Genomic DNA, 15,803 nt, shown 5'->3' on the forward strand with positions numbered 1-15,803 from the left:
GTCACTATGGTGAGGTCTTAATGAGGAGGTTGGAGCATGTCACTTGCCGGTATTTCTGCCGCGCCTATGTCAAAGAGCTGGGACGCCGAGAAACAGACGGCTGGCTTCCGACAGCTCGTAGACCACGCATTGGAACAGGCTGTCAGCCCTGGCCAAGACAGCGCACTGTACGCCTCGATGCGGTACACGCTTCTGGGTCCCGGGAAGCGGATCCGACCGGTCCTGTGTCTCGTGGCAACAACGATGTTTGGCGGATCCGCACAGTCTGCCCTACCCACAGCTTGCGCCCTCGAGATGCTGCATGCCGCCACTCTGATCCATGACGACCTACCCGCTATGGACAACGACGACATGCGACGCGGTCGGCCGTCGAACCACAAGATATTTGGGGATGGCATGGCCCTCCTGGCGGGGGACGCACTCTTGGCGTATTCCCTCGAGTTCATTCTCACGTCTACGAAAGGTGTGGAGCCTCAAAGGCTCCTCCGGGTCATTGAGACGCTTGTCCGGGTGGTTGGGGCGGAGGGACTGACGGGGGGGCAGGCACTGGACATTGAGGCAGACGCTCAAGGCGCCGTCGACCTCGCCCAGCTCGAGATCATGCATTATCGAAAGACTGCATCGTTGATCCAAGCGTCCGTGCGCACCGGGTGCATCCTTGCCGGCGTGGAAGACGAGCACATGGAGGGGATCATGTCGTTTGCGGGCAAGGTCGGCTTAGCCTTTCAGATCGTCGACGATGTCCTGGACGAGACGGGTACCGACGACCAGATTGGAAAACCCACTGGCAGTGATCGGGCCCGAGGCAAGATGACATTCCCCAGCGTCATGGGAGTGGATGCTGCGATGGCGCGCGCTCATAACCTGTTGGCCGAGTCGAAGCGCGACCTTGAGCCGTACGGAGCCAAAGCGTACCCGCTATTGCTGATGGCCGACTGCATGATCGATCGCACCTCATGACTGACATTCCTACCCGACAGCCCGTGCCGGACTCCGGGGTGACGACCGGGCTCTCGGGGCTTCCTAGGAACCCTTCCGGGCTTAACCTTGCGGCGTCTTGGTACGTCGCCATGAAGTCGTCCCGGCTTCGGCGTGGTCCGGTCCCGCTGGACCTGTTTGGCGAATCCCTCGTGGCCTGGCGAGCCGCGGATAGGCGGGCGATCGTGGCCTCGCGTTTCTGCCCACACCAGGGGGCCAGCCTTGCACTCGGCTCGGTGAGCGACGGAATGCTGCGGTGCCCCTTCCACGGCTGGTGCTTCGACGGCGACGGCAGGTGCGTCTCGATTCCGGGAGTCGATCAGATCCCCCCAACAGCCCGGACTCGTACCTATCCAGTGGTAGAGAGGTACGGCTACATTTGGGTGTGGTACGGCTCCGATGAGCCGGCGCACGGCTTCCCTGACTTCCCCCCGCTCGGCGCGCGGCAATCGGAGTACATCGGTTTCCGGTACCGGGACGTGACGACCGGAACCGTCCGGCATCTACTCGAGAACGCGGTCGACTACTACCACTTCCTCACTCTGCATGGTCTGCCGCTGCGCGACATCGATTTCTCTGTGCTCGACGATCAGTCAGCAGCCACTGCGAACGGGTTAGCCATCACGCCGCGCGAGGCCTGGTTCGGGGCCCGAGTCCACGGCTCGTTGCCGCGACCAGACCCCGCCCGGCGACCCTACGAATGGCTAGTCTCGGTGCTGTCCACCTTCGGAGCAGGCGAACAGTTCGAGCTCTTAGTCGACGGATGGCCGGGCGGGCAGCGGTTCACCTTCTCCGTGAACGGACAGGAGATCTACAAGGTCCTGATGGGGACGACGCCGGTCAGTGACCGAGTAACGGCCCAGATCGGCTGGGCCGGTGTGCGGAGGACGGGAACTTGGTGGCGAACCGCGTGGCACCTCCTTCTGTTCTACGTGCAGAACCGAGCTGGCACCGCCCAAGACGTGCCTATCTACGACACAACCGTCACTGATAACAACGCGCTATATGTCCGCTATGACAGCGGAGTGGTGCGCTTCCGCCGCTGGTATCAGTCCTGGGTAGCTCGCGCGGCGGCGGATGGGGCGGGACGATGATGTCCGGCCGGACATCCGCTACCACGGATTCCTCATGCTTTTTCCGACCGACGGCGCACTACCCCGCTCTGGCCTCTGCGTGGTATGCGGCGGTGCGGGCCGATGCCCTCGGACGTCGGCCCGCACCGCTCGAACTGTTCGACCAGTCCCTCGTGGCGTGGCGCGGAGCGGACGGCAGGCCGGTCGTGATGTCCGGTAGGTGCCCGCATCAGGGTGCCAGTCTGGCCCTGGGGACAATTGTCGAGGACACCGTACGTTGCCCCTTCCACCACTGGCGGTTCGACGCTAGTGGCAAGTGCATCGAGGCCCCAGGAGCCGCTCGCACACCGAAGCTCGCGCGCGTCCGTAGAGTCTACCCGACTATCGAGCGCTACGGACTGGTCTGGGCTTGGTACGGCAGTGATAGCCCTGCCTACGACCTGCCAGCATTCCCGCCGCTCGAGACGGACGGATTCCGGTACCGTCGGTACCGATTCCGGTACAACACAGTGGCCTCGCCGCGGCGCGTGCTCGAGAACGCCTTCGACCCGGTCCACTTCCGCAGTGTCCACGGGCTCCCGACGGTCGGCCCGCTCGCGCTCATGTGGCTCACCGAGACCGATCAGGCTGCGCAGAATGGTCCGCCCCCGCCGCGTGAGGCCTGGGCAGGTGCGAGGCTGGAGGTGCCGTTGCGGCTCCCCGGCACGCGTCGTCTACGGCCGGTCACTCTCCTCGTCGATGGCTGGCCCGGAGGCCAGCGGCTGACCTTCCTGGACGGCGACCGGCCACTCGCCAAGGAGCTGCTGGCGATCACACCCGTACGCCCCGGTCACACGGTCTTCCAGGGGTGGTCGCTCGTACGCCAGTCTCCCGGACTCACTGGATCGGCCCCCGCGTTCTGGGCTTATCGTTACCAGCACTGGTTGGGCACCCGGCAGGATCTCGCGATCTACCGTGACGCCGTCGATACCGATGGATCCGTCAACGAACCTCACGATGAAGGCATCCTGCGCTACCGCCGCTACTACCGAAAGTGGGTCGAGCATGCTCACGGTAGCGGCTAGGAGCGCCAAGGGGCGCCGTGGACCGTGGCCGGCAGCCTCGGCTTCCTTCAACCTGCCTCGAGGATGGTACGTTGCTCTGCGCTCGACCACCCTGCGCAACACACCGGCGCAGGTGACGCTGTATGGGCGCCCATACGTAGCCTGGAGAAACGACGATGCTCGAGCTGTCATCATGCCGCTGCATTGCCCGCATATGGGAGCAGCGCTTGACGGCGGACGTGTCATCAGTGGCACCTTGCAGTGCCCGTTCCACCAGTGGCGATTTGACGCCGACGGGTGCTGCGTGTCAGTGACCAGCGGCCGCCGACCGCCGACGGCCTCGACGTCCCCGGCCCTGTGTACGACCGAGCGGGACGGCTATGTCTGGGTGTGGTTCGGACCCGCAGAGCCGGACTATGCACTCCCCGGCCCGCCGCTGGATGACCTCGGGATGGTGAAGTTTCACAAGCACTTTCAGCTCGAGGACTCAGTAGCCACGTCGCCGCGCAGGATCCTGGAGAACACCTTCGACCCGAATCATCTAGTAGCGCTTCACGGTCTCACTGTCCGCGGCGGAGTGGCCAGCGACCTGCTCGACGTTACCGGAGCCGAAGCGCTCTTCGGGCCAGCGGACCAGCCGACTGCCCGCCTGGGGGCAGTGTTCTCCTGGTCGTCCTACACCGGATGGCTGGGCCGCCTCTCCGATCTCGCGGGACTCAATGCAGAGCGGTTTGAGCTGAGGGTGGCGGCTTGGCCCACCCTTCAGCACGTCTGGTATCTCGCCGACGGCATACAGGTTTACCACCTGGTTCTCGGCGTCACGCCTGTCGCCGAGGAGCAATCCGTGCAGCACATCAGCGTTGCCGTCCGGCGGAACCCGGGCCGTGCGATCGACCTACTGAGATACGCCATACACCGTGTCGAGGTGACAGCCGCTGCGCGGCAGGACCTCCCTATCTTCAACACCATACGCTCTGGTGACCATCACGGTATCTATGTGTCCGGCGACCGGCCGCTTCGCGAGTTTCGCCGTTTCTACCAGCGCTGGGTCGATCAAGAAGGCCTAGATGACTGATCGAGTTGCGTTGATTCCGCTCGTCGAGGCTGGTGTGCAGGGGGTTTCACAGGTGGGTGGCAAGGCCGCGCGGCTAGGTGTGCTGCTTGCCCAAGGGTTTCCTGTGCCACCCGGGGTCTGCGTGCCTACCGGCGTCTACGCCTACATCGTGGCGCCCGTGGTCAAACAGACCCGTCGGCTGATGCTTGGCAGTGGGCACAATTCACCTGGCGAGATCGCGGCGGCGGTCCGAGAGGCCGTGAGAGCGGTCCAGTTGCCGGACCACCTCGTCGCCGACCTGGCCCTGGCAGTGACGGATCTTGACGACGGCAGAGGTGTCGCTGTCCGTTCGTCCGGCACGGCAGAGGACGTCGAGACTGCGAGCTGGGCGGGGCTCTACTCGACGACCCTGCGCGTGTCCGGCGTTGAGCAGGTAGTGGCGGCGGTCCGGGAGTGCTGGGCATCGCAATGGAGTGACGAAGCACTCGCCTACCACGCTGGCCTGACCGGGAGCGAACGCATGGCGATCCTGATTCAGAGCATGGTGGACGCTCACGCAGCAGGAGTCATGTTCATTCCCAAGGAGCCCGGTGGCGCCGTCATCGTGGAGGCCGTCCGCGGCGTAGCTGACAGGCTCGTGGACGGAACTATCGACCCTGAGCGCCACGTATTGCACCCAGGCGAGCTGCCAGCGAGTCCAGTCGCAACCGGCGCCCACCACATCCTCGGCCGGGAGGACTTGGCCGCGCTCAGGGACCTCGGCACTCGGGTGCGCGCGACCCTCGGAGGCGGCCAGGACGTCGAATGGGCCTGGCCGGACGGCGGCGAACTCCAGCTGCTCCAGGCCCGGCCGATCACGAGAGACGTCGTGGTTCCGCCAGCTGCACGGTGGGAAAGTCCGGTCTCTGGAGCCGCTTGGGCACGCATCAGCATCTGTGACTCCTGGCTGCCAGGCCCCCTGTCTCCCTTGTTCGCGACGACCGTCTTCCCAGCACTAGTGGAGCGGTGGGCGGCGAATTGGGCCGGGTCGCGGAATAACCCCCTGGTCCCGCATCCCATGCATGGGACCGTCGAGGGGTACGCCTATTTGCGTATCGACTTTCCGCTCAACCGGCACCCGTTGCTCGCCGCACGCCTCATCCACTCCTTCTTCCGGTTCCACCTGTCGCCGGTGGAGCGAGTGTGGCGCGATGACCTCTTGCCCCGCCACCGGCGTCGCATCTCCGAGCTGGCGGAGATCGATGTTCGCGGACAACGTCCGCAAGCCCTGTTGGACGTTGTAGACGAGCTGACTGACCTCAGCGCCCGCTACTGGGCCCTGATCGGCGGGCTCGCTTGGTACTGGAACGTGGGTGAATGGGTCTTGGCCCGTCTCTTCCCCAGACAGGAGATTCTGCGACAGCACGGAGCGCAAGCCGAGGAGTTGACATACACGACGCTACTCCAAGGCCGCGACTCTTTGAGCCATCAGGCACAGTGTCTGCTCCACGACATCGCCATGGGCTGCCCCGACGACCTCGAGACCGGGTTGGACGAGTACCGACGCAGGTTCGGGCACCTCGTTTACCATCTCGACATCGCCGAGCCCACGCCGGCCGAGGACCTGAGCGCCGCTCGGGAGATCATCCGTGCCTTTCGGGACGGCGCGACAGTCGATCCGCGGCAGCGTCACGCGTTCCTGGAACGTCGCCGACGTGAAGCTCTCGCCGACGCCCGCCGGGCCCTGCCTCGATTATCTGTTCGACGGCAGCTGTTCGAGGCAACGCTGCGCTGGTCTGAGCACTGGAGCGATGTCCGCGACCAATCATTGCACGGCTTCACTCTCGCCTGGCCTCTCATCCGCGAGGCTTATCTTGAGCTAGGCCGACGCGCCGTGGCCACGGGAGCGCTGGTTGCCGCGGAAGATGTCTTTTTCCTCCGCGGGGACGAGCTCCGTAGCTGGGTCGCCGACCCTCAGCGGACGGACACGAGCCCCTGGGTTGAGCTGGTCCGGGACAGGATAGTCGAGCGGGAGCGCCGGAGGCTGCTGACTCCACCTATGACAGTCCCACCCGATGTCAGGGTGCAGCTGGGGCCCTGGAACATCACAGGTCTCGCTCTCTTCGGACAGGAGGGCACTGCAGCGAGCGAGACCCAGCTGCGCGGCTCCGGGGTGAGCGGAGGACGAGTACGTGGCCACGTCAGGCGGCTCCAGACCGTACAGGAAGCACACGATGTTACGACCCGAGTTGTTCTTGTCGTCCCCCATCTCACACCCGCCTGGTCGCCGGTCGTCGCACGTGTGGGGGCTGTGGTCACCGATGTCGGGGGCTCGCTGTCGCATGGCTCAATCGTTGCCCGCGAGCTCGGCGTGCCGGCGGTGATGGGCACCGGCTGCGCCACGAAGGTGCTGCGTGATGGCGATCAGGTCGAGGTGGATGGCACACGCGGTGTCGTGACCCTCTGCGGCAGAGAAGACCCTCCTCCGTGACCGAAAACACCACGGCTTCCACCCATCGCATTTACGGGGTCTGCTTGCAGCTCACCGGCTTGGGGATCGGCGCTCTGGCCCTCTGGTGGCTGATCCACAGGATGAATATAGGCCCCGTATGCTCCACGATGCAGATGGTGCCTTGGCCGGTGGTCGTCGCGGCACTGTGCTTGAACCTTGTCAGTCAAGTTCTTCGTGCGAGTGGCTGGTGGGTGCTGTTGGGCCCAGCGCTACGGCTGCCCCTGCACCGCCTGGTCTACTACGAGGTCGCGGCGCAGGCCGCAACCTCGCTGACTCCTGAGGGCTCGGGGGAAGCCCTGCGTATCTGGTGGCTGCGTCGAGAGGGAGTGCCTGCGGCTACGACGACCGCGATCATCATATCCAAGAAGCTCGTTAGCAGTCTTGGGCTCGTCCCTTTCGCTCTGCTGGTTCCGCTCCTCGTTGACCTCCCGACGTGGATCGTCTGGATCACCGCAGGTTACTCGTCGCTGTTCATCATCCTGGGAGGGTTATTGCTGTGTGTCGTGCGCCAGCACCGCAACAGCGGGCGCCTCACAGGGCCGCTGGGTCGCTTCCTTGCCGCGTTGCTGGACGGTCTCGCGCCCTTGCGCAGAAGTGGCGTTGTCTTCGCTGCCTTGGGCCTCGCCTGTACGACGCGCGCCACCGACATCATGGCTGCCTGGATGCTGTGTAACGGGCTCGGTGTCCCCGACGGAGCCGCCGCTGCCACCCTTTCCCTCCTCCTGATCGAGATCTCCAACGTGCTGCCAACGGCACCAGCTCAGATAGGCAGCTTTGACGTGGCAGCCGCCATGGCTCTTGGGGTCATCGGCTCGCCGCCTTCCGTCAGCGTTGGCTTCGCCGCGCTATTCCATGCTCAGCAGCTCGTCCCCCAGCTCGTCGTCGGCCTCGTCCCCCTGTTCTACGTGAGCCGGGCTGACGGACACCGGCCTCACCAAGAAGGAGCACAGCAATGAGTGACGCGTGGGAGTCCACGGCCCCCGGGGTGGTCACGTTCCCGTCGGGGCGCAGGGTCCGCGGTCGAGGGCTGCGCGCCGGGGTGCCTGAGGGTCCTCTACCAGGCTTTGGCGTGTACCTCACCACCCGCGAACCATCAAGGCCTTCGTGGGACTCACGCTGGGTGCGTTGGCCGGACTTCTGGGTTCCCCGATCAAGACCGGATGCGGTGGCGGCTCTCGCAGAGGCGTGGGGACGGGCTACCACCGACCGCGTCGAGATAGCGTGCGGGGGCGGAGTTGGACGGACCGGGACGGCTCTGGCCCTCCTTGCCGTCTTCGACGGTGTGGAGCCGGACAGGGCCGTGGCTTTTGTACGCGACCACTATGACCCTCGCGCCGTGGAGGTCCCGTGGCAGCGCTCCTTCGTCGAGCGGATCGGCGCCGGGGTCCGACGGGGTCAGCCACATGACTGACAATGTCGTGCTGCTGGCCGACGACGGCACTCTCGTCGGGTCGGCACCGAGAACAAACTTGGACGGGTCGAATACCCCGTTACACCGGGTCTTCTCCTGTTATTTATTCAGAGGCGGCGGCTGGGTGCTGGTCACGCGACGAGCACTGAGCAAGCGTGCCTGGCCCAGCGTCTGGACGAACTCGTTCTATGGTCCCCCCTGGCGAAGGTCTTGCGGCTGCCGTGGTCCACCGCGCACACGAGGAACTAGGCTGTGCGGTGGCGCCGACGATGATCATCCCGGATTTCCGATATCGCAGCGTCGATGTCGGGGGCGTCGTAGGGAACGAGTCCTGCCCGGTCTTCGCCGACGTGATCGATCCTGGTGATCCGGAGGTCGCCCCGTCGGATGCAATGAATCGCCATTGGGCCAGTCGGACCGGCCTCACAAGTGTCGCGTGCCGCGCGCTCTGAGCGCTCAGTCCTTGGGCCGCGGCCCAGGTAAGCCACCTCGACAGCCAATGGAACGGCATTCCATCAGAGTTCGCGCCATGACAGCCCCCCCCGAGGAGGCCTGTTCGCGGTGGGTGTCGCCAGCTTCATCATCCTGGCGGTGTTCGTCTCGGACCGGTGGTCGATGCTGCTTGCGGCCTCGATCCACCCCGCTCTCCTTCCCGTGACGCGCTGCGTCTCGACTGCACTAGGGCCAGCGGCCTGGCGCATCGCGATGCTTCTCTACGCGATTCTCTGCAGTCCTGTTACCCCAGTCCTTGTGTGCATCGGCAGTACCGCTAGCTCATGCATCGAGTACTTCGCTTGAGCATCCCTCGTTGAAAAGGAGATCATCGTGAGACCTCTCGTCAGGGTAGGTTCCTCTCTCCGGCGACTCGCAAGAAGGACCCCGTTCGTTGCCCAGTTCGTCGATGCCTGCGAACAAACGCCGAGCGTGAAAGCATCCAGAATCGTCCGCGACTATATGTCGCGCCTTTACTTTCCCGTCGACGAGGTCCCGTTGTCGCGGCGTGTGGCAATCACCCCTGTCCTCCTGGCCGTCGAGTACCTCGTGTACCGCATCGATGCACTCGCGGAACGTAACAGTGCCGTGGATCTGGAGGCTGAACGCGGACCGGCCTACGAGAAGTTCCACCGCTATCAGCACTTGTTCGAAAGGCTGTTGCGAGCGGTGGGTGGGTGGAACGACGAGGTCGCGCGCCAGTTCGAGGAGGGTGAGCGATTCATCCGACTCGAAAACGCCGTCAGTGCGAGCACGAGGCCGACACATGCGGAGGTCATCGCGCTGGCCGAACTGCGGCCGGCCGACGTCCGGCTGTTGCACGCGCTCAGCGCAGCCCTGCGTGGCGCGGAGACAAACCCGTTGGTGCGCGATTTGCTCTGGCCAGTCGAGGTACTGGCTGACATCGCCAACGACCTCGCTCACTACAAGCAGGATGTGGCAGCAGGCACGACCAATGTGTACGCGTCGTTCATCGATCTCTACGGCGCCTCGGCCGGTCGCCAGTTGCGCAAAGAGATCCGTCGCTACACGGCGCTGTATGCCCAGCGTCTCGAGGCCATGCCTGCGGAGCGCCGTGAGGAACTCGACCGACTGTGTCGCCGCCGCTTCTCGACGGTACTAGGACCCTTCCCCGCTCCGGTCACGTCACAACCGCGCCGAACCGCCCGCGAACAGGCGCCCCCCATCTCGTGGTCGGTTTTCGCCACAGGAACGCTCTGCGTCATCGCCTGGATCATCACGTACGCTGCGGTGATTAATCGGGGAACGGTCGACAAGTCTTTCGGCATGCCCATTGCTGCCCTTGCAGCGAATCTTGCCTGGGAGTTTGTCTACGGCTTTCTGCTCGATCCGCTCGGCGACTACATCCATATCCTGAGCATCCCGTGCTTTCTCATCGATGTGATCATCGCTTCGCAGTGCTGGAAATACGGCGCGGACGATTTTTCGTCGCCTTTCCTCCGCAAACACTTCCGGGCGCTCTTGGTCGGAGCGATCCTCTTCTCAGTACCTGCCATGTACATGGGCTTCGTCGAGTTCGACGATCCCGACGGTGAGTACACCGGGTTCGGAATCAACCTCATGATGTCTATCCTTTTCATCGCCATGATGGAGCGGCGTGACTCGGTTGCCGGACAGTCGATGTACATCGCGGCGTCCAAGTGGGCAGGCACCCTGCTGGCATGGATGGCCACGGCCCTCACTGTTACCACGTCGCCTAGCCAGCCGCTGCCGCGATCGTGGCGGGAATTCTGGGGGACGTCGCTACGACATCGCTCCTATCCCCTCACACCCCTCATCAACGTCATGTACTGGGCCACCTTCGTCGTGGACGCCGTTTACTCAGTGTCGCTCTATCGTCGGCTGCGGGCCGCTGGGATCTCTCCATGGCACCGGTTCTGACGGCCTAGCGAAGTTCGACATGGGTGCGTGACTTATGTCGGGGAACTGACCCACTGGGTGAACGTCAATGGCAACGCCCCGATACGGGGGTCCCTGACCAATCTTGAGGTCAAATTCCTCGTTCACACCCTCTGCCGGAGTCTTGCCGACCCAGGGTCGCGCGGGTCAGGAACCATCAATGCCGGACAGCTGAGGACGTCCGCAGGCGGGGAGACTGGCGATACGAGGCCAATGATCAGTCTCCTGATTACCGGATTCGCCTGGTTCGTGCCGCTCTGGCTGACTCTCAAGGTTGAGTTCTACACAGCATAAACGGTACGCGTGACCTACTTGGAGTCAGCGTCTCGCTGCGCGGCTATCACGGGCATCTGTAGTTGGCTTGGCCATCAGAGGTCGACTTCCGTCAGGTGCCCGTCACTTGGGTTGCGACTGGGATATGAAGTTGTGTCGCGATTGGGGTGTAGAGATCGACGCCTTATTCCTTGGTCTGGAGCGACAAGGTCAGTGCGTACCGGATCGGAAGGTCGTGTCGGTCTTTCCGGGTGTTGCTCTTTCACCAGCCACCGACCGGGCAGACTGCCAAGTTGTTAAAGTGGGCCAGTTCGGCTCCTGTTCCGTTCCATTCGTATTGATGAAGAGACCCCAAGTGCCGACCTCGTTCTCCGAGGAACCATCGATCAGACTCACTGACTCGTGAGCCGCCTTCTTCGTTCTGGCTTTCCCGGATGATGCGGTCGACGAACTCGGCTTGGTTCTCTAAGAGGCCCTGGAGGTCAAAGCGCAATCCGTGAGAGGCGTATGAGTACTTGTTGCGCCAGCCCCGACGAGAGACAGAAAAGCGCCTCACCACTAAGTAGGTGGGCCTGTGCCCTTACACCATGCTCCGGCGACTACGCCTCCAAGAAGCAGTGGAGTGGGCGCGCAAGAACTCCCACAAATCCTTGGCTCCCATCGCTGCCCACTTCGGCTTCACCGACCAAACACACCTGAGTCGCGAAACGCGAACCGTGGTCGGACTGTCACTCACGGACTACCGCCTGCACCCGGTCCGGGAGCCTTTTTCATCTGGCGGGTTGACCTGCGGTGATGAGGGTGGTGACGGCGGTGACGATGGGCGTGGCCTGTTCGGGTGAGGAGCGTAGGCGTCGGAGCACGTGCCAAGACTTGAGTTGGGTGTTGCTGCGTTCGCTGCAGGCGCGCAGCCGTCCGTGGGCGGCGTTGTAGGCCTTCTCGTTGCGCGAGAGGTCGCGTCGTTCGAAGTGGCCGGTGGCCTGGTTGCGGCGGACGGCGCGGATCGGGACGGGGATCCCGGAGCCGATACCGAGGTAGCCACGGTCGGTCAGGACCGCTTTCCTGGCGGTGGTCAAGGTCGCTAGTTTCTCGGGGAGTTGATGCTGCCGGGCGGCCGTGATGTCGTGCCGGGCGCCGGGTAGGGCTGCTGAGGTCCACAGCAGTTCTCCGAGGGGGCCGGCGATGACCTGGACGTTCATGCCGTGGTGGTGGACCTTACCGGAGAAGTACTCGCGGTCGGTGCCGTGCTTGGTCATCCTGACCCGGTCGGTGGGGATGACGGTGTCGTCCAGGACGAGGTAGGCCTTCGCTTGCGCCACGACCAGGGCCTGATCGAGGGTGGGAGCTATCGCGGCCAATACCTGGCAGGCCTCGCGGATGTACCAGAAGACGGTCGCAACGCCGATTCTGAACCCGGCTGCCAGGGCGGTGTAGGTCGGATTGTCATGCAGATAGGCCAGCACCAGCAGGGCTTGATCGCGGGCTGAGAGCCGACGCCAGATCACTTTGGCCGCGGCCCGATGCCGGTGCAGCGCGTTGGTGAGCAGATCCAGGGTGGTGGTGGACATGGCCAGACCGACGGGGTAGACAAGCATGACGGGGCTCCTGGCAGGGGTGACTGAACTGACAATCACCGCTCCTACCAGGAGCTTCGTCATCTCCCCGGATCACACGCCACACGAGACCCAACCGTCACACAGGATGGAAAAAGCTCCAGCGAAGGTAAAAAAGGAACAGCCTCGATCAACCTGCCCGGTCAGTACACCAGTCAAGGCTTTTCTCTGCGCCGTGCCCTCACCTGGCTCCTTTCTGGACTCGCCGAGCAGGACCGGGCCGACAGCGCCCATGTTTCGCTGGTGGGTAACGCCGTCTGAGGGCGGCGGATCTGATTCAGTGCAAATGGCTTGCGATGGCTTGAGAAAGTTTTGCCATGCGGGCCTGACATGACCGGCGCGGACATTTCTTGATTTCGCATCCTTGCTGTCGGATATCGATTTCCTTTTTCTTGCCACCGTTACAGTTGGCTCACTCCAGTCATCGCCCTCCGTCAACATTTCCCAGCCTGATCACTGAACCGAAGGCCAGTGGCAGCACCGATCTGTGAATTGCCTTGACCTCCAAGGCAACAGCCTCAACTCCCCCAAATGCCCGATTAAAAACGTTCATGCTTAATCCAGCTATTGAGCGATCTATGTGAATAGTAACTAAAGCTGCCTTAGAGCGCTTCGGGCGAAAACTGGGAGATCATTGAGAAATCAAGCATCGATCTGACCGATTTACAGCGATTTGCACGGTTGCTTTTTCCCTCAGATGTAGTGCTATCCTCCATGCTGCGGAATATATGATGCATATATACAGGAAGGAGAGGCCTGAAGAGAGACCATCACAGCCATGGCGGGTCGCCATGACACGCTGACGCCTGCCTCAGTGCAGCCACTGAGGAGTTGAGAGCACTTTCTCTCGACCATGAAGGACCCGCCATTTTTTGATGCCCTTTTTCATAGGGCACCACCCGAGCTGCGAGCGAACGGAAAGAGACCGCTCACAACGCTCCCCCATTCATCCCACGTGCCTGAATTCGCCATCCATCCTGAGCACCATCATCTGGCGACACAGGTTCATTTCTCCGTGCCCTTTTACCGTCACATTCCATCCACCATCGAAGGAAAGATCATGAAAGCTACCCTCAAACCCGTCGCCGGCCTGACCGCACTCAGCCTGATGACGGTCGCCCACCTGATCGCACTGCCTGCGGCCTATGCAAATGATGCTGTCATCGCTGATCAGTCCAAGACTGTAGACAGCTTTACCTCGTATCACGGAGCAAAACCCGAGTCATTCGAATCTGTACTGGCAGGAATTAAAAAGCCGGAGAGTGGATCCCAGGGCAACCATGATCCTGAGTGGAAAGGCTTCTACACGACAGACAACAAGCATGCCGCCGCAGGGTACACCGTCAGCGATGAAAGCGTTATGACAGGAAAGGCAGGCGGAGTAGTCAAGGTAACCTACCCTGGAAAAACCAGGGTTCTTGCAGTCAAGCCGCTGTCCGCGACAGAACTAAAAACTTACCTAGGGCTCGCGGCAGACAAACCCCTTATCGACCAGTTAAATAATAAAGATTTCATTAATAAATTTGGCGAAGGGGCAAGTAGGGTTGTCCTACAAATGCCTTTTGCTGATGGAACCAGTGATGTCGAATATATTCACAATTGGGAAGATGCCACTCAGCTTCAAGTAGCCACAGAAGTTCGTTTCGACAATCTCGGCAAGCGCGGGCAAGACGAGATGAACAGATATATGAATCTCGCAAACTGCCCGAGCGTTTCAGCAGTTCGAGTTAAGAGAAATCCAGCAAAATTGTGCCTTTCTAAAGTCAAATGGGAACAGGTCCGCGAAAAATCAAAAAAGATCATTGATAACGTCAAAGATAATCCGGAGTTCATGAAAAAGCTCTCGGCGCACCATGAACGGGGATCAGCTCCTACCACCGAAAAAATCACTGCTCTTCACAACGAGCTCCTCGACCACGAATCTTTCTCAGCACTGAAGGGCGCTCGCTCTTCCGCAGGCACAGCCGCAACCGCTGCTTCCGCAGCTGCTTGGGGGTTGGCTGTTGCCCAGGCTTTTACCAATCCGAAGGCCGATGATCTGACGAAGGCCACGGCTGTACTGAGCGCAGTTCCTGGCCTAGGGCAGGCCTTGGGAATTGCTGATGGAATCAAGCATCACAATACTGAGGAAATTGTTGTTCAGTCGATTTCTTTGACTGCGCTGATTGCCGCTCAGGCTATTCCTGTCGTCGGTGAACTTGTAGATTTTGGTCTCCTGGCCTATCAGCTGGTGGAGAGCATCATCGACTTGACCCGGCAGCTGAGTGTGATCACCGCCAACCCGCCCACTGAGGTGACACACTCCTCCAAGCTGGCTAAATCCAATGGTCTTCTTGCTGGCTGGAAAACCGATCAGGATGGCGTGCTCAGCCTTGGGGCACCTCACGGCATGAAAACCCAGCTCATCTCAATGAGTGCCGAGAAGGGTCAGGAGATTCCGTTCACTGGAGCCATGATTGCGGTCAAGAAAGATTTGCTGACCGTTAACACCCCTCGCGTCTTCGTTGTGCAGAACGGCATCAGGATCCCGCTCAGGTGTTCGGCTGCCGGAGAAACGTTGACTTTCTGCCGTCCTAACCACCCGGTCTGGCTGAGCGAACAGCATCAGGCAACCCTGCATCTGTCCTATGTGACACAGGAAAACGAGAGTGAAAAAATCGATAATCCCACTGTCGACATCCTGGGACAGAAAATTGTGGACAACAAGGTCAGCACGGCGAATAAAGTCTCGCTGGTCTATGAGGTTGACCGCTCAAACAAGCTCTGATCTGGGCCTCTGAGGCAGAGCCTTCTCTTCATCCGGTGGTGGGTCGGTGGTCCGGCCTGCCCATCACCGGGTTGCATCGGCGCTCCCCTGTGCGCCGCCCCCTGGCGGGCTTCGACTCTCCATCGACGAGTCGAAGCCCGCCACCCGCGCTTTCGCGAGCGCATCCCGACCCGCATCCCGACCCGCATCCCGACCGTGGAATGATGCCGGACCCGTGCTGCTGCCAGCCGGTGGTCTTTTCTTCGGCTTCTATCGCCGCATCTTAAATACATCAGATGAATAATCGACGGAAACTCTTGAGGGTCCTGACCGCCCGCCAAGTGTGCGGAAATCAGGAAAGATATGTATCCATACATTCGTTCGAAAAGCTTTTACAGCCAGATCATCGCTGGTCAGAGACCGGCGGGGGGATATTTCAGACCCAAGAGCACTCAGTCAACATCCGTCACTTTCGCGAAATACATACAGATTTCTCTCTGCATATTTTCAGAAAGTCATGCAATATACCGGCCAGATCAAAGAGTCCCCCGACATCAGTAAAGAAGGTCAAGGAATCGGCTGTATCTCGTGACAATCAGAATCATTAATGCTCATGATTTTTGCGTCCACAGTCATTCAGCAGATCGGAGTTCCAGCACATGTCTACCTCCAGGCCTATCGGCCGCATCCTGGGCATGGCCGCAGCTGT

The 15,803-nt window shown here is 61.7% G+C and carries 11 protein-coding genes and 2 pseudogenes; 12 read left to right on the plus strand and 1 reads right to left on the minus strand.

Annotation, left to right across the window (positions count from 1 at the left end; genetic code table 11):
* The first annotated feature begins 36 nt into the window (after window positions 1-36).
* The 11 genes and pseudogenes from DX923_RS13990 to DX923_RS17215 all read left to right on the plus strand — a co-directional run bounded on the left by DX923_RS13990 (window position 37) and on the right by DX923_RS17215 (window position 11,577).
* A complete protein-coding gene (locus DX923_RS13990) occupies window positions 37-960 on the plus strand; it encodes a polyprenyl synthetase family protein (RefSeq protein ID WP_205413052.1) in 924 nt (307 codons plus the stop codon).
* A gap of 110 nt (window positions 961-1,070) precedes the next feature.
* Window positions 1,071-2,072: a Rieske 2Fe-2S domain-containing protein gene (locus tag DX923_RS13995; RefSeq protein WP_240322848.1), complete on the plus strand. Its 1,002-nt coding sequence runs from the start codon at window positions 1,071-1,073 to the stop codon at window positions 2,070-2,072.
* Window positions 2,072-2,389: pseudogene (locus tag DX923_RS17205) on the plus strand (Rieske 2Fe-2S domain-containing protein); the annotation flags it as partial. The gene DX923_RS13995 and the pseudogene DX923_RS17205, both read left to right, overlap by 1 nt.
* 189 nt (window positions 2,390-2,578) lie before the next feature.
* Window positions 2,579-3,115 (plus strand): hypothetical protein, encoded by a 537-nt coding sequence (locus tag DX923_RS16870; protein ID WP_240322648.1) that lies wholly within the window; start codon window positions 2,579-2,581, stop codon window positions 3,113-3,115.
* Window positions 3,096-3,353, plus strand: a pseudogene (locus DX923_RS17210) (Rieske 2Fe-2S domain-containing protein); the annotation flags it as partial. The gene DX923_RS16870 and the pseudogene DX923_RS17210, both read left to right, overlap by 20 nt.
* Window positions 3,354-3,404: 51 nt before the next feature.
* Window positions 3,405-4,169 (plus strand): hypothetical protein, encoded by a 765-nt coding sequence (locus tag DX923_RS14005; RefSeq protein ID WP_240322649.1) that lies wholly within the window; start codon window positions 3,405-3,407, stop codon window positions 4,167-4,169.
* Entirely contained in the window at window positions 4,162-6,618 is a 2,457-nt protein-coding gene (locus DX923_RS14010; RefSeq protein WP_116115727.1) for a PEP/pyruvate-binding domain-containing protein, read from the plus strand. The genes DX923_RS14005 and DX923_RS14010 overlap by 8 nt, the downstream gene beginning before the upstream one ends.
* Window positions 6,615-7,595, plus strand: coding sequence for a lysylphosphatidylglycerol synthase transmembrane domain-containing protein (locus DX923_RS14015; protein WP_162873015.1), 981 nt, complete (start codon window positions 6,615-6,617; stop codon window positions 7,593-7,595). Before DX923_RS14010 ends, DX923_RS14015 begins: the two co-directional genes overlap by 4 nt.
* Complete coding sequence (locus DX923_RS14020; protein ID WP_116115729.1) at window positions 7,592-8,050, plus strand: protein-tyrosine phosphatase family protein; 459 nt, start codon at window positions 7,592-7,594, stop codon at window positions 8,048-8,050. The genes DX923_RS14015 and DX923_RS14020 overlap by 4 nt, the downstream gene beginning before the upstream one ends.
* A gap of 924 nt (window positions 8,051-8,974) precedes the next feature.
* Window positions 8,975-10,444, plus strand: a complete 1,470-nt coding sequence (locus DX923_RS16495; RefSeq protein ID WP_205413054.1) for a hypothetical protein — start codon at window positions 8,975-8,977, stop codon at window positions 10,442-10,444.
* An 878-nt stretch (window positions 10,445-11,322) separates the two neighbouring features.
* Window positions 11,323-11,577, plus strand: coding sequence for a helix-turn-helix domain-containing protein (locus DX923_RS17215; RefSeq protein ID WP_162873016.1), 255 nt, complete (start codon window positions 11,323-11,325; stop codon window positions 11,575-11,577).
* Here the strand turns inward: DX923_RS17215 and DX923_RS14050 are convergent.
* The gene (locus DX923_RS14050; RefSeq protein WP_116115733.1) at window positions 11,506-12,330 is read right to left on the minus strand and encodes a transposase family protein; all 825 of its coding nucleotides are present in this window, start codon (window positions 12,328-12,330) and stop codon (window positions 11,506-11,508) included. The two genes, DX923_RS17215 and DX923_RS14050, sit on opposite strands and share 72 nt — an antisense overlap.
* A 973-nt stretch (window positions 12,331-13,303) precedes the next feature.
* On the opposite strand from DX923_RS14050, the gene DX923_RS14055 reads away from it, so the two are divergent.
* A complete protein-coding gene (locus DX923_RS14055) occupies window positions 13,304-15,115 on the plus strand; it encodes a toxin (protein ID WP_162873017.1) in 1,812 nt (603 codons plus the stop codon).
* Window positions 15,116-15,803 lie beyond the last annotated feature (688 nt).

It is taken from the genome of Austwickia chelonae, assembly GCF_003391095.1.
GTDB lineage: Bacteria > Actinomycetota > Actinomycetes > Actinomycetales > Dermatophilaceae > Austwickia > Austwickia chelonae_A.

Bases quoted from the DNA above. Each gene is read 5' to 3' on its own strand.
- DX923_RS14050 (WP_116115733.1), bottom strand. From the start codon at position 12,330: ATGCTTGTCTACCCCGTCGGTCTGGCCATGTCCACCACCACCCTGGAT.
- DX923_RS13990 (WP_205413052.1), top strand. From the start codon at position 37: ATGTCACTTGCCGGTATTTCTGCCGCGCCTATGTCAAAGAGCTGGGAC.
- DX923_RS14020 (WP_116115729.1), top strand. From the start codon at position 7,592: ATGAGTGACGCGTGGGAGTCCACGGCCCCCGGGGTGGTCACGTTCCCG.
- DX923_RS14010 (WP_116115727.1), top strand. From the start codon at position 4,162: ATGACTGATCGAGTTGCGTTGATTCCGCTCGTCGAGGCTGGTGTGCAG.
- DX923_RS17215 (WP_162873016.1), top strand. From the start codon at position 11,323: ATGCTCCGGCGACTACGCCTCCAAGAAGCAGTGGAGTGGGCGCGCAAG.
- DX923_RS13995 (WP_240322848.1), top strand. From the start codon at position 1,071: ATGAAGTCGTCCCGGCTTCGGCGTGGTCCGGTCCCGCTGGACCTGTTT.